This is a genomic window from Rhizobium leguminosarum (genome assembly GCF_019798305.1).
GTDB lineage: Bacteria > Pseudomonadota > Alphaproteobacteria > Rhizobiales > Rhizobiaceae > Rhizobium > Rhizobium leguminosarum_U.
Genome location: NZ_JAAXDD010000009.1, coordinates 75,933 through 95,186, shown reverse-complemented (window position 1 = coordinate 95,186; position 19,254 = coordinate 75,933). Strand labels below are relative to the sequence as shown.

The 19,254-nt window shown below is 60.3% G+C and carries 20 protein-coding genes, 1 tRNA gene and 1 pseudogene; 7 read left to right on the top strand and 15 right to left on the bottom strand.

Going from position 1 to position 19,254, the window contains the following annotated elements; genetic code table 11:
* Positions 1–122: 122 nt before the first annotated feature.
* Complete coding sequence (locus HFO99_RS17520; protein WP_018242146.1) at positions 123–515, top strand: DoxX family protein; 393 nt, start codon at positions 123–125, stop codon at positions 513–515.
* Between the two features lie 42 nt (positions 516–557).
* Here the strand turns inward: HFO99_RS17520 and sugE are convergent, their stop codons facing one another.
* From sugE to HFO99_RS17480, 8 genes are all read right to left on the bottom strand, one after another.
* Positions 558–872, bottom strand: coding sequence for a quaternary ammonium compound efflux SMR transporter SugE (sugE, locus tag HFO99_RS17515; protein ID WP_222362488.1), 315 nt, complete (start codon positions 870–872; stop codon positions 558–560).
* A gap of 176 nt (positions 873–1,048) precedes the next feature.
* On the bottom strand, positions 1,049–1,516 hold the full coding sequence (locus HFO99_RS17510) for a YaiI/YqxD family protein (protein WP_222362481.1): 468 nt from the start codon (positions 1,514–1,516) through the stop codon (positions 1,049–1,051).
* Positions 1,517–1,676: 160 nt separating this feature from the next.
* Entirely contained in the window at positions 1,677–1,838 is a 162-nt protein-coding gene (locus tag HFO99_RS17505) for a hypothetical protein (RefSeq protein WP_261323201.1), read from the bottom strand.
* 67 nt (positions 1,839–1,905) lie between these two features.
* On the bottom strand, positions 1,906–3,033 hold the full coding sequence (locus tag HFO99_RS17500) for an S-(hydroxymethyl)glutathione dehydrogenase/class III alcohol dehydrogenase (RefSeq protein WP_222362479.1): 1,128 nt from the start codon (positions 3,031–3,033) through the stop codon (positions 1,906–1,908).
* A gap of 104 nt (positions 3,034–3,137) precedes the next feature.
* Positions 3,138–5,147 carry an acetyl/propionyl/methylcrotonyl-CoA carboxylase subunit alpha gene (locus tag HFO99_RS17495; protein WP_222362477.1) on the bottom strand — a complete coding sequence of 670 codons (2,010 nt, stop codon included), beginning with the start codon at positions 5,145–5,147 and terminating at the stop codon, positions 3,138–3,140.
* 74 nt (positions 5,148–5,221) lie between these two features.
* Positions 5,222–5,926, bottom strand: a complete 705-nt coding sequence (locus tag HFO99_RS17490) for a hypothetical protein (RefSeq protein WP_222362475.1) — start codon at positions 5,924–5,926, stop codon at positions 5,222–5,224.
* Between the two features lie 97 nt (positions 5,927–6,023).
* Positions 6,024–6,974 (bottom strand): DMT family transporter, encoded by a 951-nt coding sequence (locus HFO99_RS17485; RefSeq protein ID WP_222362473.1) that lies wholly within the window; start codon positions 6,972–6,974, stop codon positions 6,024–6,026.
* A 97-nt stretch (positions 6,975–7,071) separates the two neighbouring features.
* A tRNA-Leu gene (locus HFO99_RS17480) sits at positions 7,072–7,156 on the bottom strand.
* Between the two features lie 182 nt (positions 7,157–7,338).
* Between HFO99_RS17480 and lipB the strand changes: the two genes are divergently transcribed.
* Both lipB and HFO99_RS17470 read left to right on the top strand, forming a co-directional pair.
* The gene (gene lipB, locus HFO99_RS17475) at positions 7,339–8,058 is read left to right on the top strand and encodes a lipoyl(octanoyl) transferase LipB (RefSeq protein WP_222362471.1); all 720 of its coding nucleotides are present in this window, start codon (positions 7,339–7,341) and stop codon (positions 8,056–8,058) included.
* A gap of 260 nt (positions 8,059–8,318) precedes the next feature.
* The gene (locus HFO99_RS17470) at positions 8,319–8,963 is read left to right on the top strand and encodes a methyltransferase family protein (protein WP_222362469.1); all 645 of its coding nucleotides are present in this window, start codon (positions 8,319–8,321) and stop codon (positions 8,961–8,963) included.
* A gap of 113 nt (positions 8,964–9,076) precedes the next feature.
* Here HFO99_RS17470 and HFO99_RS17465 read toward each other — a convergent pair whose 3' ends face one another.
* From HFO99_RS17465 to HFO99_RS17455, 3 genes are all read right to left on the bottom strand, one after another.
* Complete coding sequence (locus HFO99_RS17465) at positions 9,077–9,442, bottom strand: hypothetical protein (RefSeq protein ID WP_222362467.1); 366 nt, start codon at positions 9,440–9,442, stop codon at positions 9,077–9,079.
* A gap of 308 nt (positions 9,443–9,750) precedes the next feature.
* Complete coding sequence (locus tag HFO99_RS17460; protein WP_222362465.1) at positions 9,751–10,269, bottom strand: BON domain-containing protein; 519 nt, start codon at positions 10,267–10,269, stop codon at positions 9,751–9,753.
* A gap of 86 nt (positions 10,270–10,355) precedes the next feature.
* Positions 10,356–10,850 carry a peptide deformylase gene (locus tag HFO99_RS17455; protein ID WP_222362463.1) on the bottom strand — a complete coding sequence of 165 codons (495 nt, stop codon included), beginning with the start codon at positions 10,848–10,850 and terminating at the stop codon, positions 10,356–10,358.
* Between the two features lie 242 nt (positions 10,851–11,092).
* Here HFO99_RS17455 and mgtE point away from each other — a divergent pair, with 242 nt between their 5' ends.
* Positions 11,093–12,508 carry a magnesium transporter gene (gene mgtE, locus HFO99_RS17450; RefSeq protein ID WP_222362462.1) on the top strand — a complete coding sequence of 472 codons (1,416 nt, stop codon included), beginning with the start codon at positions 11,093–11,095 and terminating at the stop codon, positions 12,506–12,508.
* Between the two features lie 63 nt (positions 12,509–12,571).
* On the top strand, positions 12,572–12,964 hold the full coding sequence (locus HFO99_RS17445; protein WP_018072195.1) for a MerR family transcriptional regulator: 393 nt from the start codon (positions 12,572–12,574) through the stop codon (positions 12,962–12,964).
* Positions 12,965–12,989: 25 nt separating this feature from the next.
* Here the strand turns inward: HFO99_RS17445 and HFO99_RS17440 are convergent, their stop codons facing one another.
* The 3 genes and pseudogenes from HFO99_RS17440 to rpiB all read right to left on the bottom strand — a co-directional run bounded on the left by HFO99_RS17440 (position 12,990) and on the right by rpiB (position 15,430).
* On the bottom strand, positions 12,990–13,979 hold the full coding sequence (locus tag HFO99_RS17440; protein ID WP_222335099.1) for a heparan-alpha-glucosaminide N-acetyltransferase: 990 nt from the start codon (positions 13,977–13,979) through the stop codon (positions 12,990–12,992).
* Entirely contained in the window at positions 13,979–14,740 is a 762-nt protein-coding gene (locus tag HFO99_RS17435) for a DUF599 domain-containing protein (protein ID WP_222251407.1), read from the bottom strand. The genes HFO99_RS17440 and HFO99_RS17435 overlap by 1 nt, the downstream gene beginning before the upstream one ends.
* A gap of 241 nt (positions 14,741–14,981) precedes the next feature.
* A pseudogene (gene rpiB, locus HFO99_RS17430) lies at positions 14,982–15,430 on the bottom strand (ribose 5-phosphate isomerase B).
* 165 nt (positions 15,431–15,595) lie between these two features.
* On the opposite strand from rpiB, the gene HFO99_RS17425 reads away from it, so the two are divergent.
* A complete protein-coding gene (locus HFO99_RS17425; protein ID WP_222362766.1) occupies positions 15,596–16,795 on the top strand; it encodes an acyltransferase family protein in 1,200 nt (399 codons plus the stop codon).
* A 1-nt stretch (position 16,796) separates the two neighbouring features.
* Here the strand turns inward: HFO99_RS17425 and HFO99_RS17420 are convergent, their stop codons facing one another.
* Positions 16,797–17,234, bottom strand: a complete 438-nt coding sequence (locus HFO99_RS17420; RefSeq protein ID WP_222251406.1) for a VOC family protein — start codon at positions 17,232–17,234, stop codon at positions 16,797–16,799.
* Positions 17,235–17,734: 500 nt separating this feature from the next.
* Between HFO99_RS17420 and HFO99_RS17415 the strand changes: the two genes are divergently transcribed.
* Positions 17,735–19,138: an L-serine ammonia-lyase gene (locus HFO99_RS17415; protein ID WP_222362460.1), complete on the top strand. Its 1,404-nt coding sequence runs from the start codon at positions 17,735–17,737 to the stop codon at positions 19,136–19,138.
* Positions 19,139–19,254: the final 116 nt, after the last annotated feature.

The following is a 19,254-nucleotide window of genomic DNA, read 5'->3' as shown; positions in this document are numbered from 1 at the left end:
AAGTGTTCGGTCAGGTGTTTAGCCACTGTCGAAAATGTGAACGGCCGTCAGCGATCCGTGTGTTCAATCCTTGCCGAGGACAGGCTAACGCTCGACTCTTACTGTTTTAAAGGAGAGGTTTAATGTCAACTTTCGAGCGTCTTTCTGCCTATCGCCCCTATGGGCTGGCCGCTCTCAGAATCATCACCGCGCTGCTGTTCATCGAACACGGCACGATGAAGCTTTTCGCTTTCCCGGCTGCGCAGATGGCCGGCCCGTTGCCGCCGCTGATGCTTTTCGCCGCCCTTCTTGAGCTTATCGGCGGTATCCTCATTCTCGTCGGCCTGCTGACGCGTCCTGTCGCCTTCCTCCTCGCCGGCGAAATGGCTGTCGCCTATTTCATGGCGCATGCCCCGAACAGCTTCTTCCCAGCCGTCAACCAGGGCGATGCCGCGATCCTGTTCTGCTTCGTTTTCCTCTACCTGTTCTTCTCGGGTCCCGGCGCTTTTGCCGTGGATAATCGCAAGACAGCCTGAACGAGAGACTGAGGGGCGTCGGCGACGCCCCTCAACCTCACATCAGGCGGTAAGCTTCAGACCGGCGATGCCGCCGACGATCAGCGCGATGCAGGCAAGACGGGAGACACTTGCCTCATCACCAAGCAGCCAAATGCCGAGACATACGGTGCCGACCGTGCCGATGCCAGTCCAGACCGCATAGGCGGTGCCGATTGGCAGATGCTTCACCGCCAAGCCGAGCAGCACGATGCTGATCACCATCGATATGACGGTCAGCGCCGTCGGCAGCGGCCGGGTGAAGCCATCGGTATATTTAAGGCCGATCGCCCAACCACATTCAAAAAGACCAGCGAGAAAAAGCAGAAACCAGGCCATGCGACTCTCCTTGTTCAAGAGCGAGGCCGTCCCCGCGACAGTTGCATCCTGGAGGATGCCGCAGTCGTCTGCGATGAAGCCTATATGCGTGAGGAAGCGGCGGTGTTCAAGATCGGAATCGGCACAGCTGCCATGCCAGCCGTTTCTTGCGGCCTACAGCGCCGCGCGCTGCTGCATTACTGCTGCCCGCCAGCCTCGGCGGCAAGGCTTTTGGCGCGGCGGCAGAGTCGATCGAAGGTTTCGAGGAAGCGTGAGCGGTCTTTCGGGCTGAAGGCGGCGTTGTAACCCTTGCTCTCGCCGGTTTCGCGCAGGTGCGCGCCGAGATCGCGCATGGCGCTCGCCATGCCGATATTGGTCTCGTCGAAAACGCGCCCGCTTGGGCCGCTGACGAAGGCGCCGGTGGCGACACAGCGCACGGCGAGCGGCACATCTGCCGTCACAACGACATCGCCCGTGCCGGTGCGTTCGGCGATCCAGTTGTCGGCGGCGTCGAAGGCGTTGGAGACGATGACATTGTGGATCATAGGATCGCGCGAGGGGCGCAGACCGGAATTGGCAACGAAGGTGACTTCAAGGCCGTGACGTTCGGCCACCTTCAGGATTTCCGGCTTCACCGGGCAGGCATCGGCGTCAACATAGATCAAGGGCTGCTTTCCTCACTTAGAGCAGGATGCCGAAAAGTGTGAGCGGTTTTCGGAAGACATCATGCTCTAATTCTCTGATTTAGATCCGGATTTAGCTTTTAGGTCGATCCGACCTAAAAACTTCCGGATCCAATGCCGACGCCTGATACGCGCGGTTTACTCACGAGTCCAGATTTCGCTCGAAACCTTTTTCCGAGCCGCCATAGGTCCAGACACCCTGCCAACTGCCGTCCGGCTGCTCGAAATACATGGCGATGCCGAAATTCTCCTTCGAGACGTAGCCGACGGAGATGGCCGTGTGCTCGTCGCTGGCCGGACCCATTTCGAAACGATCGCCGCTGAATTTTGCGCCGAGGCCGGTGCCGATCGACTCGTTCTTGCGACATCGCTCAGTACACCACCACGCCGCGGATGCTCTTGCCGGAATGCATCAGCTCGAAGCCCTTGTTGATGTCTTCGAGCGGCATGGTGTGGGTGATCATCGGATCGATCTGGATCTTGCCTTGCATGTACCATTCGACGATCTTCGGCACGTCGGTGCGGCCGCGGGCGCCGCCGAAGGCGGTGCCCATCCAGTTGCGGCCGGTGACCAGCTGGAACGGACGGGTGGAGATCTCCTGGCCGGCGCCGGCAACGCCGATGATAATCGATTTGCCCCAGCCACGATGGGAAGATTCCAGTGCCTGGCGCATCACCTTGGTGTTGCCGGTGCAGTCGAAGGTGTAGTCGGCGCCGCCGATCAGGTCGCCGTTGCGTTTGGTCAGGTTGACGAGGTAAGGCACGATGTCGTCACCGACCTCCTTCGGATTGACGAAGTGGGTCATGCCGAACTTTTCGCCCCAGGCCTTGCGGTCAGGGTTGATATCGACGCCGATGATCATGTCGGCGCCGGCAAGACGCAGGCCCTGCAGCACGTTGAGACCGATGCCGCCGAGACCGAAGACGATCGCCGTGGCGCCGATCTCGACCTTGGCAGTGTTGATGACCGCGCCGATGCCGGTCGTCACGCCGCAGCCGATGTAGCAGATCTTGTCGAACGGCGCGTCCGGGTTGACCTTGGCAAGGGCGATCTCCGGCAGCACGGTGAAGTTCGAAAAGGTCGAGCAGCCCATATAGTGGTGGATCTTGTCCTTGCCGATCGAAAAGCGCGAGGTGCCGTCCGGCATCAAGCCCTGCCCCTGGGTCGCGCGGATCGCGGTGCAGAGATTGGTCTTGCGGGAAAGGCAGGAATAGCACTCGCGGCATTCCGGGGTGTAGAGCGGAATGACATGGTCGCCCTTCTTCACCGAAGTGACGCCGGGACCGACATCGACGACGATGCCGGCGCCCTCATGACCGAGAATGGCCGGGAAGAGGCCTTCGGGATCGGCGCCCGACAAAGTGAAATCATCGGTGTGGCAGATGCCCGTCGCCTTGACCTCGACCAGCACTTCGCCGGCTCGCGGCCCTTCCAGCTGCACGGTCATCACTTCCAGCGGTGTTCCTGCCTGAACGGCAACGGCGGCGCGAACGTCCATTTTGATGTCCTTCCTGCTGATTTTATTGGTTCCCAGCTGCTTATCGGGCTGGGCTTGGCAGAGTCTGTGAGCTAGGCTGAAAGCCGCCCATTTGGCTTATCCTCTCAGGCGAATTCCATGATCACGGCATCGACGGCCAGGCTTTCGCCGGCCGCGGCATTGATCTTCGAAACGACGAGATCGCGGTCGGCGCGCAGCACGTTTTCCATTTTCATCGCTTCGACGATCGCAAGCGTCTCACCGGCCTTGACCTCCTGGCCCTCGGCAACTGTGATAGCGACGACGAGGCCGGGCATCGGGCAGAGCAGGAGCTTGGAGGTATCGGGCGGCAGCTTTACCGGCATCAGCTTGTCGAGTTCGGCATGACGCGGCGAAAAGACCTTGGCAATCACCGAAAGCCCCTGCCAGTCGATACGCAACCCGCTCGGAACGGGGCGAATCTGCGCGGTAATGTCGCGACCGCCGACCTTGCCGCTCCAGACCGGGTCGCCCGGTCTCCAATCGGTGACAACGTTGTTGTTCTCGCCCTCGATCGCGATGTCCATATCGAAGGGGATGGTGACGAGACCGTCGAGCAATCGTGCCGCGACGTACTTGTCACCGATCTTGACCACCCAATCTTCGCGCAACGCGCCCGATGCGGCGCGCAGACGATCGGCGAAACGTTCGCGGCGGTTCGCCTCGATCAGCGAGGCGGAGAGGGCAATGCCTGCAAGCACGGCTTCTTCCGCCAGGTCCGGTTTCATCGGCGCAAAACCATCGGGATATTCCTCGGCGATGAAGCCTGTGGACAGCCGGCCTTCGCGCCAGCGCGGATGTTTCATCAGCGCCGACAGGAAAGGAACATTGTGCTCGATACCATCGACGACGAAGCCGTCGAGCGCCCGGCCCATGGCTTCGATCGCCTCGAGCCGTGTCGGCGCCCAGATGCAGAGCTTGGCGATCATCGGATCGTAATACATCGAAATCTCGGCACCCTCGAAGACGCCCGTATCGTTGCGGACGACGACATTGCCGGTCCTGCCTTCCGCCGGCGGGCGGTAACGCGTCAGGCGGCCGATCGAGGGCAAGAAGTTGCGGTAGGGATCTTCGGCATAGAGCCGGCTCTCGATCGCCCAGCCGTCGAGCCTGACGTCCTTCTGGGCGAGGGGAAGAGGCTCTCCCGCTGCGACCCGGATCATCTGCTCGACAAGGTCGATGCCTGTGATGAGTTCGGTCACGGGATGTTCGACCTGCAGGCGAGTATTCATTTCGAGGAAATAGAAATTGCGGTCCCGGTCGACGATGAATTCGACGGTGCCGGCGCTCTGGTAGTCGACGGCCTTCGCCAGCGCCACCGATTGTTCGCCCATGGCCTTGCGGGTCTTTTCGTCGAGGAAGGGCGAGGGCGCCTCTTCCGCCACCTTTTGGTTTCGCCGCTGGATCGAGCATTCACGTTCGCCGAGATAGACGACGTTGCCATGCGCGTCGGCCAGCACCTGGATCTCGATATGGCGGGGTTCGACGACGAACTTCTCGATGAAGACGCGGTCGTCGCCGAAGGAGCTTTTCGCCTCGGAGCGGGCACGTTCGAAGCCGTCGCGCACTTCTGCCTGGTTCCACGCAATGCGCATGCCCTTGCCGCCGCCACCAGCCGACGCCTTGATCATGACGGGATAACCGATCCCGCCAGCAATAACCTCCGCTTGGGCGGCATCCTCGATGATGCCAAGATGGCCGGGCACTGTGGATACACCGGCGGCATTGGCGAATTTCTTCGATTCGATCTTGTCGCCCATCGCCATGATGGCCTTCGGCTTCGGGCCGATGAAGACGATGCCCTGTTTTTCCAGTTCGGCGCAGAAGGAGGCGCGTTCGGATAGGAAGCCGTAGCCGGGATGCACCGCCTCGGCGCCCGTCGCCTTGCAGGCCGCGATGATCGCTTCGGCAGCCAGATAACTCTCCGACGCTGCGGCCGGGCCGATACGAACAGCCTCGTCGGCCATCTCGACATGCAGCGCGTCCCGATCCGCATCCGAATAGACCGCGACGGTCTGAATTCCCATGCGGCGCGCAGTCTTGATCACGCGGCAGGCGATTTCGCCGCGATTCGCGATCAGGATTTTCTTGAACATCGAGACTCCACCCAGAAATGCATCCCGGAGTTTTACGCATAAAACACCGGAACGCACAATCAGGCTTGCGGAGCTCAGGCGACAGCGGCTTCCGAGACGGGTTCCTCGTCGACGATGCGCAGCCAGCGGCTGCGCCGCGGCTCGGCATCGTCGCGCAACTTGACGGCGGCCACGATCCCCGCCCAGTGCGGATGATTGGCGCAGGCCAGAGTTGCCTGCTCGATCTGCTGGAGCACGCCATATTCGACCGACGAGACGGGGATAACGCCGCCTTCGGCGACGCTTCTAAAGATGCGCATCGCGAAATCGATGTCCTGACGGGTGATGCCCCGGCGATCGACGGCACGCGACAGCTTGTAGCCACCGATATTGTCGGTGATCGCCAGGCGGAGCTGATCGAGGGCGAGCGCTCTCAACTCGCCCGGGACATCGGCCGAGATCTCCATGACGTGAAGAATGAGCTCGAGTTCCAGCGCCGAGTTGACGACACCATCGGTCGTAAACATGCGCATGATCCAGGCAACGTTGATTTCATCAAGCGAGCCTTGAGGATAGGTATAATGAACGATGAAGCCGGCGAGCTGCTCCACGAAAAAAGCGTTCCAAGCGGCACATTTTTCAGGGCAGGAATTGTTGAGCGCCAACATTGCCACGACATCGTCGGATGTCCGGATGCCCTCCGGGAAAGCATGTTTGCGCAGCAGTACTATATCTTCGGCCGTCAGCCGATGCTTGCCGGCCACCACACAGGCCGGAAAAGCGAGACGAAATTCGCTCATGTTTTAACTCCAGGCTTCGTCATGAAACCGGAGACAGTTTTAGTGCCTGCGAATTGACGATCCCTCAAGAAGAGGAGTTAACCCGACATTCCCGGGGTCAGGAAGATTTTAACGATTGAGCCTGCAGCCGCTCGCGCCAGATGATGAAAAGGCCTGACGCAACGATGATGAAGATGCCGATCCATTTGGAAAAGCTCGGGAAATCGTTGAACAACGCATAGCCGAGAACGGTCGCCGAGATGATCTCGAAGTACTGGAACGGCGCAAGCAGCGACAGCGGCGCGAGCCGGAAGGCCCGGACCACCAGCAGATGCGCATATCCCGAGATCGAGCCGAGGGCGAGAAGCAGGATAAGGCCGAGCACGGAGGAGGGCAGGGAGACGGTAAAATCGGCATTGCCGGAACTGCTGCCGACGAGAAGGGCAGCGGCCATGAAGACCGTTCCGCCGATGCCGGCCATTGTCTGCATGGTCAGCGGCGAATCGGCCTCGCCGATGGCGCGGTTGAGGAAGAGATAGAGCGAGAACAGAAAGGCGCAGGCGACCGGCAGCAGCGCCTTCAAGCCGAAAATTTCGTAGCTTGGCTGAATGACGATCATCGCGCCGGCGAAACCGACGACGATCGCCATCCAGCGCCGCCAGCCGACCTTGTCGCCGAGAAACAGCGCAGACAGGACCGTCAGCATGAAGGGCTCGACGAAATAGATGGCGAAGACATCGGCGAGCGGCATGTATTTGACGGCGACGAAGAACAGCAGGCTCGCAGCACCGTGCAGCACACCGCGCAGCAGGTTCATCCATGGCCGTTTGGCCGAGAGCGCCTTCAGCCCGAAAAGGGCGAAAAGAATCGGCAGGGTGCAGGCAATCTGGAAGAAGAATCGGTAGAAGGTGACCTGACCCGGCGACATCGCCTCGAAGGTCGCCATATATTTGGCGATCGCATCCATTGTCGGCAGGATGAGCATGGCGCCGGACATGATGGCCATGCCCTGCAGGGGATTTTGATGGGACTCTGACATGGCCGCTGATTCTTGCGAGGATGACGCCATCAACCATGAGAAGGCCGGGCAATCAAGCCGAGCAATCGCAAATGGCTTCGAGGTGAAAACGAAATCTTCGCTTAGAAAGCGTTTCCCTGAAGGGAAATGGTGCGGTCGAGAAGACTCGAACTTCCACGGGTTGCCCCACAGCGACCTCAACGCTGCGCGTCTACCAATTCCGCCACGACCGCATCGTGGTAGGTGCCGATTTGCGTCGGCGGGGCAGCATGTAGCAAAAGCATCTGGGGTGCACAAGGGCGATATGACAGTTTTTTTGAAAACCGGTCACAGCATTTGAATTGGCCTCGAAACGGGTCCATATAGCTGTCCTGCCGCCCCTATTTCACAGGCATTTCGGGGAGAGCGGCAAGGAATGGCCATGCTTCGCACCGATCTCGAATTCTCCATGCTTCCCCAACTCGGCACGCGGCCGGTCCGTTGGCGCATCGCCGATGGCCTCGTTCCCTATGAGGAGGCGGTGGAGACGATGGAGCGCGAGGCGGCGGTGATATCAGATGGCGGTGATGAACTCGTCTGGCTCGTCGAACATCCGCCGCTCTATACCGCCGGCACCAGCGCCAATGCGAGGGATCTCGTCCAGCCGAACCGGTTTCCGGTCTTTGCGACTGGGCGTGGCGGTGAATACACCTATCATGGGCCCGGCCAGCGCGTGGCTTATGTCATGCTCGATCTGAAGAGGCGGCGTCAGGACGTGCGCGCCTTCGTTGCCGCCCTTGAAGATGTCGTCATCCGCACGCTCGACATGATGAATGTGCGCGGTGAGCGACGTGAAGATCGCGTCGGAGTCTGGGTGCGCCGGCCGGAAAAGCCATTGCTGGCCGATGGGACGATGGCCGAGGACAAGATCGCCGCTCTCGGCATAAGGCTGCGGAAATGGGTGACCTTCCACGGACTGTCGCTCAACGTCGATCCCGATCTCGATCATTTCGGCGGCATCGTGCCCTGTGGGATATCGGCCTATGGCGTGACCAGCCTCGTCGATCTTGGCTTGCCGGTGATGATGGCTGACGTCGATATCCGGCTGCGCACCGCCTTCGAAGCGGTTTTCGGCGAAACGACCGGCGAAACCTGACTGATCGCGGCGACCAAGGCAATTTGTATCGGAAAGAAAGGCTGGTTTCGGCTTTTCCTAGGGGAACAATGCTTCGTCGAAGCTTTGGCGGTCGCGTAGCGCTGAGGTCGCTGTCGAGGAACCCTTGGACGTTCGAGTCTTTCTGCCGTCAGGCTCGGCAATCGCTTCACCGTTAGATCTGAGCCAGCGTTTTAACCGATAATTAGCGGTGGAAAATATATAGGACACCACAGCAGTGTGAATATGGAAGCCCGAGGACAATGAGAAAAAAAGCAGCGGCAAGCTGGTCGTTCCTCGATGTGTATTTCGTTCTCGATATTATCGAGAAGGTTCTCATCGGTTATTTCTTCGTAGGGATCGTCATGCGTGTCCTGCCGCAGTTGCAGGACAATCGCGCGATCATCGATTGCCTGCTGATCGTTTCGGAGGGAGCTGCCGCATTCCTCATCCTGACCCGCCGGCCGACGAGAAATGCGTCGCTACGCTTCTTCGACTGGACGGTTACCGCCATTGGCACGATCCTCCCGCTGCTTGCCGCGCCCTCCGCGACGCAGCCGCTAGCGCCGCTCGCATTCTGCGGGACGGTGATGGCGCTCGGTTTCATCTTGCAGATATCGGCAAAGCTGACATTGCGGCGAAGCTTCGGCCTGGTGCCGGCCAATCGCGGCGTCAAGATCGGCGGGCCTTACAAATTTATCCGCCACCCGATGTATGCGGGGTATCTGATGACACATATCGGCTTCTTCCTAGCCCATCCGAGCCTTTGGAATTTCGCCATCTATGCGGCGGCCCTGGCCGCACAATGTTTCCGCCTCCTGGCGGAAGAACGTCTGCTCAAGCAGGATCCTGCTTACGAGGCTTTCATGGCCATGACCCGTTACCGGCTCGTTCCATTGGTATTCTAAGACGACATAAAGATGGATTGAAAAGAAAGGGCCGGTTTCCGGCCCTTTCTTTTGTCGGATCCCTTCCCTTTATCGGATCCCTTTCCTTTATCGGATCCCGGTCTTTTATCGGATCAGTGCGTCGCGCGGCATGCTTCGGTGCGAGAGGCGCCGCTGTCGGCACCCTTGGTGTGGGAGCCCTTCGGGCCGATCATGCTGTGGCATGGGGGCAGCGGCGTGATGCTGGCCGTTACGGTCTTGTCGACGGCAGGGGCTGCCATGGCGTTCGGTGCGAAGCCATCGCTGTCATTGGTATAGTCGCTGGAATAGGCCGGGGCCTTGCGGCTGCTGTAGTGGACCGGGGCCGGCTTCGACGTCGGGTTCGGCGCGAAGCCGTCGCTGTCGTTGGTGTAGTCATTGGAATAGGTCGGCTGGGCGAAGGCAGCGCCTGCAAGGCTGACGGCGAACAGGGAAGCGGCAAGGGCAAATTTGATGCGCATGGGTCTATCTCCTCAATCTGCTGTTGAATTCCACAACATAAACTAACCCTCGGCAAACACGAGTTCGCGCCCCAATTCAGGCAATTTTGTGATAATATGGCGACGCAGCCGCGACCTTCTGTCCACATGAAATCACGGTGTTATCAACGAAATTGACGTTCGCGTTACAAAGAGCCGCCTCAGTAAAGCGACAAAATATGGTACCTCTAAAGACGCGTTGGCTGCAATCTGAAATTGTTAAATTTTGGTAATGTAACAGGCGGGCGGGAGGCATTGGCGCCTTCCGCCGATTGTCCGTATGCGTGACGTTAGTCCTCGTTCGGGATATGCGCGTCGACACCGGTCAGCCGCAGTTTGTTGCGGACATGATGGACGCCGTCCACCGAAAGTGCGCCGAGTTCGACCTTGCGAGCGATGCCGATCGTCTCCACCGACCCTTCCAGGGTGATGACGTGACCGTCTGCATGAACCTCGATGCTGTCGATATCGACCTCAGGGATGTTTTCGAGATTGTCGTTCACCCGCGCTTCCAGTTCGTCACTTTCATCGCGGTCGATCGTATGGGCGCGCAGCGAATCCTTCAGGCGGTTCTCGTTGCCGTCCTCATCCGTGCCGTCTATCCGGAAGCCCTCGTTGGGATCGCTGTCGAAATTGGCCGCAGTCTCGCCGTAAGGGCGATTATCCGGGCCGCCGGTGCCGGCGCCGCTGCCATCGGCATAGGGCCAGCCGTCATCGAGGTTGCGTTCTTCGAGGTCGCGATAATCCTCTTCACGGGAAAGCTCAGGCTTTTCCCGGGAAATCGGGGTTTTGTCACCGATCCTTGCCATTGCAGTCGCTCCTTGTTGCTTTTACTGGAAAAACGCCGGCAGCGGCGAATGGTTCGGTGCGGATGGCGATTTGTCAGCCGTGATTGTCAGCCCTGGGCCTTCTCCCATTTCTTCACGAGACGGTCGCGCTTCAGCCGCGAGAGGCGCTGCAGCCAGAAAATGCCATCGAGCTGGTCGACTTCGTGCTGGATGCAGATGGCAAGGAAATCTTCGGCACCGTCTTCGTGCACGGCGCCCTCGGCATCCTGATAGCGGAAGCGGATCGCTCGCGGGCGCGTCACCTCGTCGGTCGCGCCAGGCATGGAGACGCTGCCTTCGGTATGGCTCACCGTCTCCTTCGAAAACCAGGTGATATGAGGATTGACGTAGAGGCGCACGCCGTCGGCCTTGTCGAGTTCCAGCACCGTGACACGGTTGAAGACACCGATATGGGCGGCGGTGATGCCGACGCCGGGGGCTGTGCGCATCGTCGCCAGCAGATCGTCGGCAAGCGTGGCGAGCGAGGAATCGAAGGCCGTCACCGGCGCGCAGGCAGTCTTCAGGCCCGGATGTGGATAGCGCAGAATCGGACGGATGGGCATGGGGCAGGCTTCCTCTGCTTGGACGGGTGAGGAAACTACCGCCGGCCGCGGGCACTGTCATCACGAAGCACGGTTTGCCGCTTTACGACACGGGTGCTTTGGGCTAGCAGGAGTCAAGAATTCCGGCTGCGGGAGCCTCGCGCGGGATTCGCTTATCCGCTTGTTGATAATGTGTTTTCGGCCAACATTTGCGAATGCGGCGCGGCAGTCGTTGAAATTCGAACCAGATGCGAGGGCGGCAGATGACGACGACCGACGGGGAAGACCGCATTCGCAGGCGTCCCGATGACGAGGAAGCCGATATCTACAACGAGGACGGCAATGTCCGCGGCGATTTCCTGGCGCTTGTCGGCGCCGCAATCGCCGATCGCGACACGCTGTTCCTGCGCCAGAACGTCGCCCGGCTGCACGAATCCGAAATAGGCGATCTGCTGGAGGCGATCCAGCCGGATCAGCGCCTGGCGCTGGTGCGCCTGCTCGGCGACGATTTCGACATGACGGCGCTGACCGAAGTCGACGAGGCGATCCGCCGCGAGATCGTCGACCAGATGCCGAACGACCAGATCGCCGCCGCGATCGGCGAGCTCGATTCGGACGACGCCGTCTACATTCTCGAAGACCTCGACAAGGAGGATCGAGAAGAGATCCTCGCCCAGCTGCCGTTCACCGAGCGGGTGCGGCTGCGACGGGCGCTCGACTATCCCGAAAGCTCGGCCGGGCGCCGCATGCAGACGGAATTCGTCGCCGTGCCGCCATTCTGGACTGTGGGACAGACGATCGACTACATGCGCGACGAGGAGGATCTGCCCTATTCCTTCTCGCAGATCTTCGTCATCGATCCGACCTTCAAGCTGCTCGGCGCCGTCGATCTCGATCAGATCCTGCGCACCAAGCGGCAGACGAAGATCGAGCAGATCATGCGCGAGACGAACCATCCGGTTCCGGCCGAGATGGATCAGGAGGAGGCTGCCCAGCTCTTCGAGCAGTACGACCTTCTCTCGGCCGCCGTCGTCGACGAGAACGGCCGGCTGGTCGGCGTGTTGACCATCGACGACGTCGTCGACGTCATCCACGAGGAGGCGGACGAGGACATCAAGCGCCTCGGCGGCGTCGGCGACGAAGAGCTGTCGGACAATGTGCTCTCGACAGTGCGTTCGCGCTTCCTGTGGCTTTTGATCAACCTCGGCACGGCGATGCTGTCGGCTAGCGTCATCGGGCTGTTTGACGGCTCGATCGAGAAGATGATCGCGCTTGCCGTGCTGATGCCGATCGTCGCCTCGATGGGCGGCAATGCCGGCACGCAGACGATGACGGTGACGGTGCGCGCGCTCGCGACCCGCGATCTCGATATCTACAACGCCGGCCGCATCATCCGCAGAGAGGCGGGTGTCGGCATCCTGAACGGCATCGTCTTCGCGACGATCATGGGCGCCATCGCCGGGACCTGGTTCCAAAGTTACCAGCTCGGTGCGGTGATCGCAGCGGCGATGGTCATCAACCTGATGGCAGCCGCTCTTGCCGGCATCCTTCTGCCGCTGCTGCTCGACAAGATGGGCGCCGACCCGGCGATCGCCTCGTCCGTCTTCGTGACGACGGTGACCGATTGTACCGGCTTCTTCGCCTTTCTCGGCATCGCCACCTGGTGGTTCGGCATCTGAACGGCCAAAAATTGACTATTACGTAAAAGTCAATATTATAGTCTGTCCGACGACGGGGAACACATGCCGGTGAACAAATATTATAGCATAACGGAGCTGACGCGCGAATTCGGGGTCTCGACGCGCACGCTCCGCTTCTACGAGGACGAGGGACTGATCCATCCGGAGCGGCGCGGGCGCACCCGTCTGTTCCGGCAAGCCGACCGGCGCCTCATCGGGGAAATCCTGCGCGGCCGGCGCATCGGTTTCACCATCGCCGAAATTCGCGAGATCATTCAGGTCTACAAGGAGCCGCCGGGCGAACTCGGCCAGCTGAAACTCCTGATGAAGCGCGTCGACGAGAAGCGCGACGACCTGCGCCAGAAGCGCAAGGATATCGACGACACGCTGGCGGAACTCGACTCTATCGAAGAGACCTGCCTCGGCCGCCTCGCCGAAATCGGCGTCACCACCTGAAAAGCGGCTACGGGATTGCCAACCTCTATTGTGCCTCGGCGCTGCATTCGGCGGCGATCGTCTGGACCCGCTCGTCGTTCCGAATATCGATCTCTCCCGCCTGCAGCGGCGTGAACAGGGCTTGGGCCTGCAATTTGTCCAGCGTGCACTGGCAGAAGCCGCGGCAAAGCGCTTCGCCTTGCTGCATGACGCAAGAGGCGTTGCATTGCCTTAGGTAAGCCGCGAGCGGATCCGGCGCCTGCGGCGGGACGACGAGGGAAAGCCCGTAGGCGATGCCGATCAACACCGGCTGATGAATGAGATAGAAAGCAAGGCTGTGGCGACCGAGCCTTGCCGGCCACCAGGAACCGGTGCCAATGGCGGCAAGCCGCTGCGGCAGCCCGGTTTTGATGGCGATCGAGGCGATACTCAATCCAGCGAAGAAGGGCACTGCCCAGGGAAACAGCGGGACGTAGTCGTTAGAGCGTTCCGGCGTCACGGCAAGGCCGATCCAGGCGAGATATCTGGGATCGAAGACGGATGAGCGAAGCAGGCCGGGTGGCCCGAAATTATCGGTGATCCAGGCGGCAAAGAGCGCGACCGTGGCGACGAGCGTGAAGGCGAGCGGCAGCCTCAAAAAAACGACGCCGATGAACGTGAGCACCGCGATACAATGCAGGATGCCGAAATAGATCCACTCGTTCGGCATCGCGATGTGCGTGGCGATCGAGATGAGCGCGGCTGCAGCGGCGATCATGCCGAAGCGCTTCCAGAAGGAGGGCCAGCGAATCTCGGGCGTGCTCGATAGCACCAGGCTGATGCCGACAATGAAGAGAAAGGTCGTGGCGATCCCCCGCGCATAGATCTTCAGCCAGCCGGTTTCGGCCGTACCCGGCGCGAGATAGCCCATGAACTCCATGTCCCAGCTGAAATGGTAGCTCGCCATGGCGATCAGCGCGACGCCGCGCGCCGTATCCAATAGACCGATGCGCGGCGGTTTTACCGCCGCATCGGCTTTCGTTGCCGGCAATGTCATCAAAGTCCCTCGGGCAAATCATTTCCGCCGCTCGACGGCCTATCGCGGATAGCAGAAAGGTGGAGATTTGATGGCGGACCGGCATCCATGATGGCCAGTCGCGCTTGCGAGAAAAATTGCCGGCGCGTCAGCACGAAGATGACGATCGCCGTCGTCATCATGAAGACATAGGGGTTGATGAACCAGCCGAGATAGCCGATCGACAGGAAGATCGCCCTGAGGCCCTCGTTGAAATTGCTGCCGGCAATGACGTTCATGCGAATGACGCGTTCGGCTGCCCGCTCGGCGGCGATGACGTCGCGCTCGCTGTCGCGCATCATCGGGATCGAGCCGAAGAGAATGGTGCAGTAGTTGAACAGCCGATAGGACCAGCCGAATTTGAAGAAGGCATAGCCGAAAAGTGCTGCCAGCCCACCGACCTTCATCTCGAAGACGGCATGGCCGCCATGGAAGACGAAGGGCAGGTCGGCGAAGACGGCGTCGACCTTCTCCGTCGCGCCCAGCAAAGCAAAGCAGCTGCCGATCGCGAAGATCGAGGTCGAGGCAAAGAAGGCGGTGCCGTTCTGCAGGCCGGCCATGATCTGCGTGTCGATCATCTTCAGGTCGCGGCGCAGCGAATTGTAGATCCATTCCCGGCGCCGTTCGGTCATCGCATGGGTCAGGCTGGTGCGTCCGAAGAAGGTGCGGCCGTGCAGCAGCCAGGAATAGCCCATCCAGACAAAGGCAAAGAAGGCCAGAGCGATATAATCCGCCGTCGTCATCAGTGATTCAGTCTCCGCATGAACACGGCCATTATGCCGCAAGCCGGATTATGCCCGCCTGGCCGAGTTCGGCGGCTTTACGCGAGCTTTTGGCTATGCGGCAATTCGGCATAATCGAGCCGTCGGGAAACGACAAGGCTTCGCGGACAGCCGACCGGCATCTTCTGGACCCAAATGGATCAATGCGATCCGTCAGCCTGGGGATTAGGGATGGAACCCAAAGAAGGAGAAAAGGACGGCGCTACCCCTCCCGCGTCTCAATCATCCCCACTCGCATCGCATGTCGGCCGCCCTCGAAACGAGCGGTCAGGAATGCATCCACGATATCGAGCGCCAGTCCTTCGCCCACCACGCGCACGCCAATCGAAAGCATGTTGGCATCGTTGTGCTGGCGGATCATGCGAGCCGAGAATGTGTCTGCGCAGACGCCGCAACGGATGCCCTTTACCTTGTTCGCCGCCATGATGATGCCCTGGCCTGTGCCGCATCGGATGATGCCAAACCGGCAATCTCCGGAGGCGACGAGACGCGCCGCTGCTTGGCCTTGCTGAGAATAGTCTGTGCTCTCCGGCGTTGTCGGTCCGATGTCGACCGCTATCCAGCCTCGCGCGCGATATGACCGGCAATGGCCTGCCGGAGCTGAATGGCGGCGTGGTCGCTGGAGAGGGCGATGCGGTTGGTGGCTGTCATGGAGAAGTGGTTCCGTTTTCCAAAGCAATTTGCCGTCCTGACGATGCATGCTAGCGCCACACCAGTCTAGAGGTGCACGAACAGCGCGCCGCGTTAACCGGTTTTAAAGTCGTGATGGCCAATTCTTCGGGGCTGAACCTGAACTCCAAATTCAAAAGTGACCCCATGAGTCGGCCGGATTACATCCCGAGTCTCGATGGCCTGCGCGGTGTCGCTGCGCTTCTGGTCGTTGGAGCCCATATTGGCCTTATCTTTCCGATCACAGCTCCGCATCTCGTGACGATGGGCGACGAAGCTGTCGGTTTGTTTTTTGCTCTCAGCGGCTTCCTGATGGCTCATCTCTACGGCTCACGGCCGGTCACGAGAGAAAACGTGCTGGATTTTCTTGTGAGCCGCTTTGCCCGCATCTATCCGGTTTATCTGGCAGCCGTCGTTCTCGTAGCGATGCTGTCGAGCATGCAAAATCTGGATTTTGTTCAGCCGATCGTTGGCGGCACGGATTTTGTCCGTCATGTCTTTCTTCTCGGCTCGAGTGGTGTTTTCTGGTCGATACCACCCGAGATCCAATTCTATCTGCTCTTTCCCGTCCTGTGGCTTTGCTTGGCTCAGCCGCACCGCCATGGCGGCATGATCGTGGGCCTCGCCGTGGTCGTCGTCGTGGATGGCCTGGTTGAATTGCCTGGCCCGGGAATCTTGCTCGCCTCCAAGCTCCCGTACTTTCTTTTCGGGGCACTGGCCGGAATGATGCATTCCCACTGGAACAGCTGGATTCCATCTGCCCTCACAGGCATTTTAACGCTTTTCCTTCTGGCGGTGTTTTTCACTTACCGGCATATCCTGCCCGGCTTTTCCCCTGAATTTTGGGGTCTGCAAAGTGCGGTGGCCGCTGCCGTCATTGTCGGGCTCGTCGCTCGACAACCTCCGATCGCAGCAGATGTCCTGGCAGCGGCACCGGTACGGTTTCTAGGGAAGATCAGCTTTTCGCTTTACCTTTTCCATGTCCTCATCATGTTTTTGGCGCGTTTGACCTTTGATGCCTTGATGCCCGAACCGGCGCTCATCGTGATGACACTTTGCATTGCGGTCGTCGGGGCATGGTTCATCCACGAGACGATAGAGGTTCCAGGCCGGCGGCTGCTGGTCCTGATATGGCAGGACAATCGCTGGCGTCTGGTTTCGCGCGAAACTCCGGCCGACCAAATGGACCGCGCAATTCTTGGCCTGCAGGAGATCGAACAGCGCCTGGTGAACGGCGCAACGTCAGCCATGGCCGATCAACGACAAATCTCAGCGACGGCCGAACCCTCGGATGGAGGCGACGGCACGGTCATTCAAGATGATCGCAACGGGAAGCTTCGCGCATAGCTCAGCTAAGCTCTTGGGCGAGTCCGATGAGAAGCCCTCCAGGCCCGCGGATATAGCAGAGCCGATAGGTGTCTTGATAGTCCACGACTTCCCCGACGAGCTGCGCGCCGCGCTTGCGGAGCCTCTCAAGCGTCTCGTCGATGTCATCCACGGCGAACATGACGCGGAGGTAGCCGAGCGCGTTGACCGGCGCGTTCCGGTGATCCGCGACGACAGGCGGCGTGAGGAAGCGGGAGATCTCGAGCCGGCTATGGCCATCCGGCGTACGCATCATGGCAATCTCGACGTGCTGATCGCCCAGTCCAGTGACCCGTCCAGCCCATTCTCCTTCAATCTCAGCCCGCCCTTCGAGCTCGAGGCCGAGCTCGCGAAAAAAATCAATCGTCTCTTCGAGGTCATCGACGACGATTCCCACGTTGTCCATCCGTTTGAGCGCCATGTGTCCAATCTCCCAATCTTGCAAGGTGTCGTCTAACAATGGACAGGTTGTTCAACTTGCCCGGCGCTATTCAAGCCGGCCTCCGCCAATTATGTGGGAGCGGTGCGGCCGGCCTGGATAATGCCTCCGTCAGTCCTGTTGCATCGACGTCTCTAGGACATTGGGAGTCGGTGCAGACTGTCAAGATAAGGCAACCATTACTTCTGCCGCATAGCCCTCATTACCCCAGCGCTTACGCTCAGATCGCGATCCAGTCTTTTCCTACGCTTTGTCCAATGGGTTCCACGCCGATATCGGCATAACCCCGAAAATCGGATTCGATTTTTGGTAAGGATTATGCGCAAGCTCAAGGTGCTAGAACGTCTCGCGTGTCCTATGGGAGTCGCGGCGCTCTATCTGCAGTCCGAATGTCGCACCGGCTCCATGCGATGTCGGTGCGCCGCACGGATTCGAAACCGGCCTCGCTTAAGCTTGCATGCTCATATTCAGAAGGCGCACCCATGTTTCTCTCGGTATTCGATGTCTTCAAGATCGGTGTCGGGCCGTCGAGTTCACACACGATGGGTCCGATGTCGGCCGCCAACCGATTCCTCGAGCTGATCCTGTCGAACGAATGGCCGCGCCCGTCATCGGGCGCGCAGGTCACGGCCATCAAGGTCAGCCTGCACGGCTCGCTCGCCCATACCGGTATCGGCCACGGCACGGGCAGGGCTGTCATTCTCGGATTGATGGGCGAGGCGCCTGACAGCGTCGATCCCGACAGGATGGATGGCATCGTCGACACGGTGGAGCGCACCGGTCGCATTACGCCGGAGGGACATCCCGCCTATCAGTTCCAGCCGAAAACAGACTTGGTGTTCGACAAGAAACAGCCATTGCCCGGCCATGCAAACGGCATGGTCTTTTCCGCCTATGACAGGGACGGCCGGCTGCTCGTCAAGCGCATCTATTATTCGGTCGGCGGCGGCTTCGTCGTCACCGACACCGAGCTGGAACAGATGCGGGCGAAGAAGAACGCGGCCGGCGGCACGCGCGTACCCTATCCCTTCTCCACCGCCAAGCAGATGCTCGAAATGGCGGAGCGCTCCGGTCTGTCGATCGCGCAGATGAAGCGGGCGAACGAGGAGAGCCAGCGCTCACGCGAGGAGCTCGATCAGGGGCTCGACCGCATCTGGGAGGCGATGCGGTCCTGCATCGAGCGCGGCCTCAAGGTCGAGGGCATCATGCCCGGCGGCCTTAACGTCAAGCGCCGCGCCCGCAGGATTCACGACAAGCTGGAGGAGGAGTGGCGCAGCAACCGCGTCAATCCGCTGCTCGCCAACGATTGGCTGAGCGTCTATGCGATGGCCGTCAACGAGGAGAATGCAGCCGGCGGGCGCGTCGTCACGGCGCCGACCAACGGGGCGGCCGGCGTCATTCCGGCGACGATCCGCTACTATGAGCACTTCCACGAGGACTGGGACCAGAACGGCATCCGCGACTACCTGCTGACGGCTGCTGCCATCGGCGGCATCATCAAGCACAATGCCTCGATCTCGGGCGCCGAGGTCGGCTGTCAGGGCGAGGTCGGCTCGGCTGCGGCGATGGCCGCCGCGGGCCTTGCCGCCGTCATGGGCGGCACGCCGGAGCAGATCGAAAACGCTGCCGAGATTGCGCTCGAACATCATCTCGGCATGACCTGCGATCCGGTCGCGGGCCTGGTGCAGGTTCCCTGCATCGAGCGCAACGCGCTCGGCGCGGTCAAGGCGGTCACCGCGGCATCGCTTGCCGTCAAGGGCGACGGCCAGCATTTCGTGCCGCTCGATGCCTGTATCGAGACGATGCGCCAGACCGGCCACGACATGAGCGAGAAATACAAAGAGACCTCGACTGGAGGACTTGCGGTCAACGTCGTTGAATGCTGAGTTTTTGGACGCCTGACGTTACAGCACCATGCGTCCTTTCAGAGGCGCAAAGGACGCTGTAACACTTTGAAATACTGCATAATTTCATCCTTAGATCGATTCCGGCCTAAGAATAA

Bases quoted from the DNA above. Each gene is read 5' to 3' on its own strand.
- HFO99_RS17520 (WP_018242146.1), top strand. From the start codon at position 123: ATGTCAACTTTCGAGCGTCTTTCTGCCTATCGCCCCTATGGGCTGGCC.
- sugE (WP_222362488.1), bottom strand. From the start codon at position 872: ATGGCCTGGTTTCTGCTTTTTCTCGCTGGTCTTTTTGAATGTGGTTGG.
- HFO99_RS17505 (WP_261323201.1), bottom strand. From the start codon at position 1,838: ATGGGTCCGGCCAGCGACGAGCACACGGCCATCTCCGTCGGCTACGTC.
- HFO99_RS17500 (WP_222362479.1), bottom strand. From the start codon at position 3,033: ATGGACGTTCGCGCCGCCGTTGCCGTTCAGGCAGGAACACCGCTGGAA.
- HFO99_RS17495 (WP_222362477.1), bottom strand. From the start codon at position 5,147: ATGTTCAAGAAAATCCTGATCGCGAATCGCGGCGAAATCGCCTGCCGC.
- HFO99_RS17490 (WP_222362475.1), bottom strand. From the start codon at position 5,926: ATGAGCGAATTTCGTCTCGCTTTTCCGGCCTGTGTGGTGGCCGGCAAG.
- HFO99_RS17485 (WP_222362473.1), bottom strand. From the start codon at position 6,974: ATGGCGTCATCCTCGCAAGAATCAGCGGCCATGTCAGAGTCCCATCAA.
- lipB (WP_222362471.1), top strand. From the start codon at position 7,339: ATGGCCATGCTTCGCACCGATCTCGAATTCTCCATGCTTCCCCAACTC.
- HFO99_RS17470 (WP_222362469.1), top strand. From the start codon at position 8,319: ATGAGAAAAAAAGCAGCGGCAAGCTGGTCGTTCCTCGATGTGTATTTC.
- HFO99_RS17465 (WP_222362467.1), bottom strand. From the start codon at position 9,442: ATGCGCATCAAATTTGCCCTTGCCGCTTCCCTGTTCGCCGTCAGCCTT.
- HFO99_RS17460 (WP_222362465.1), bottom strand. From the start codon at position 10,269: ATGGCAAGGATCGGTGACAAAACCCCGATTTCCCGGGAAAAGCCTGAG.
- HFO99_RS17455 (WP_222362463.1), bottom strand. From the start codon at position 10,850: ATGCCCATCCGTCCGATTCTGCGCTATCCACATCCGGGCCTGAAGACT.
- mgtE (WP_222362462.1), top strand. From the start codon at position 11,093: ATGACGACGACCGACGGGGAAGACCGCATTCGCAGGCGTCCCGATGAC.
- HFO99_RS17445 (WP_018072195.1), top strand. From the start codon at position 12,572: ATGCCGGTGAACAAATATTATAGCATAACGGAGCTGACGCGCGAATTC.
- HFO99_RS17440 (WP_222335099.1), bottom strand. From the start codon at position 13,979: ATGACATTGCCGGCAACGAAAGCCGATGCGGCGGTAAAACCGCCGCGC.
- HFO99_RS17435 (WP_222251407.1), bottom strand. From the start codon at position 14,740: ATGACGACGGCGGATTATATCGCTCTGGCCTTCTTTGCCTTTGTCTGG.
- HFO99_RS17425 (WP_222362766.1), top strand. From the start codon at position 15,596: ATGAGTCGGCCGGATTACATCCCGAGTCTCGATGGCCTGCGCGGTGTC.
- HFO99_RS17420 (WP_222251406.1), bottom strand. From the start codon at position 17,234: ATGGCGCTCAAACGGATGGACAACGTGGGAATCGTCGTCGATGACCTC.
- HFO99_RS17415 (WP_222362460.1), top strand. From the start codon at position 17,735: ATGTTTCTCTCGGTATTCGATGTCTTCAAGATCGGTGTCGGGCCGTCG.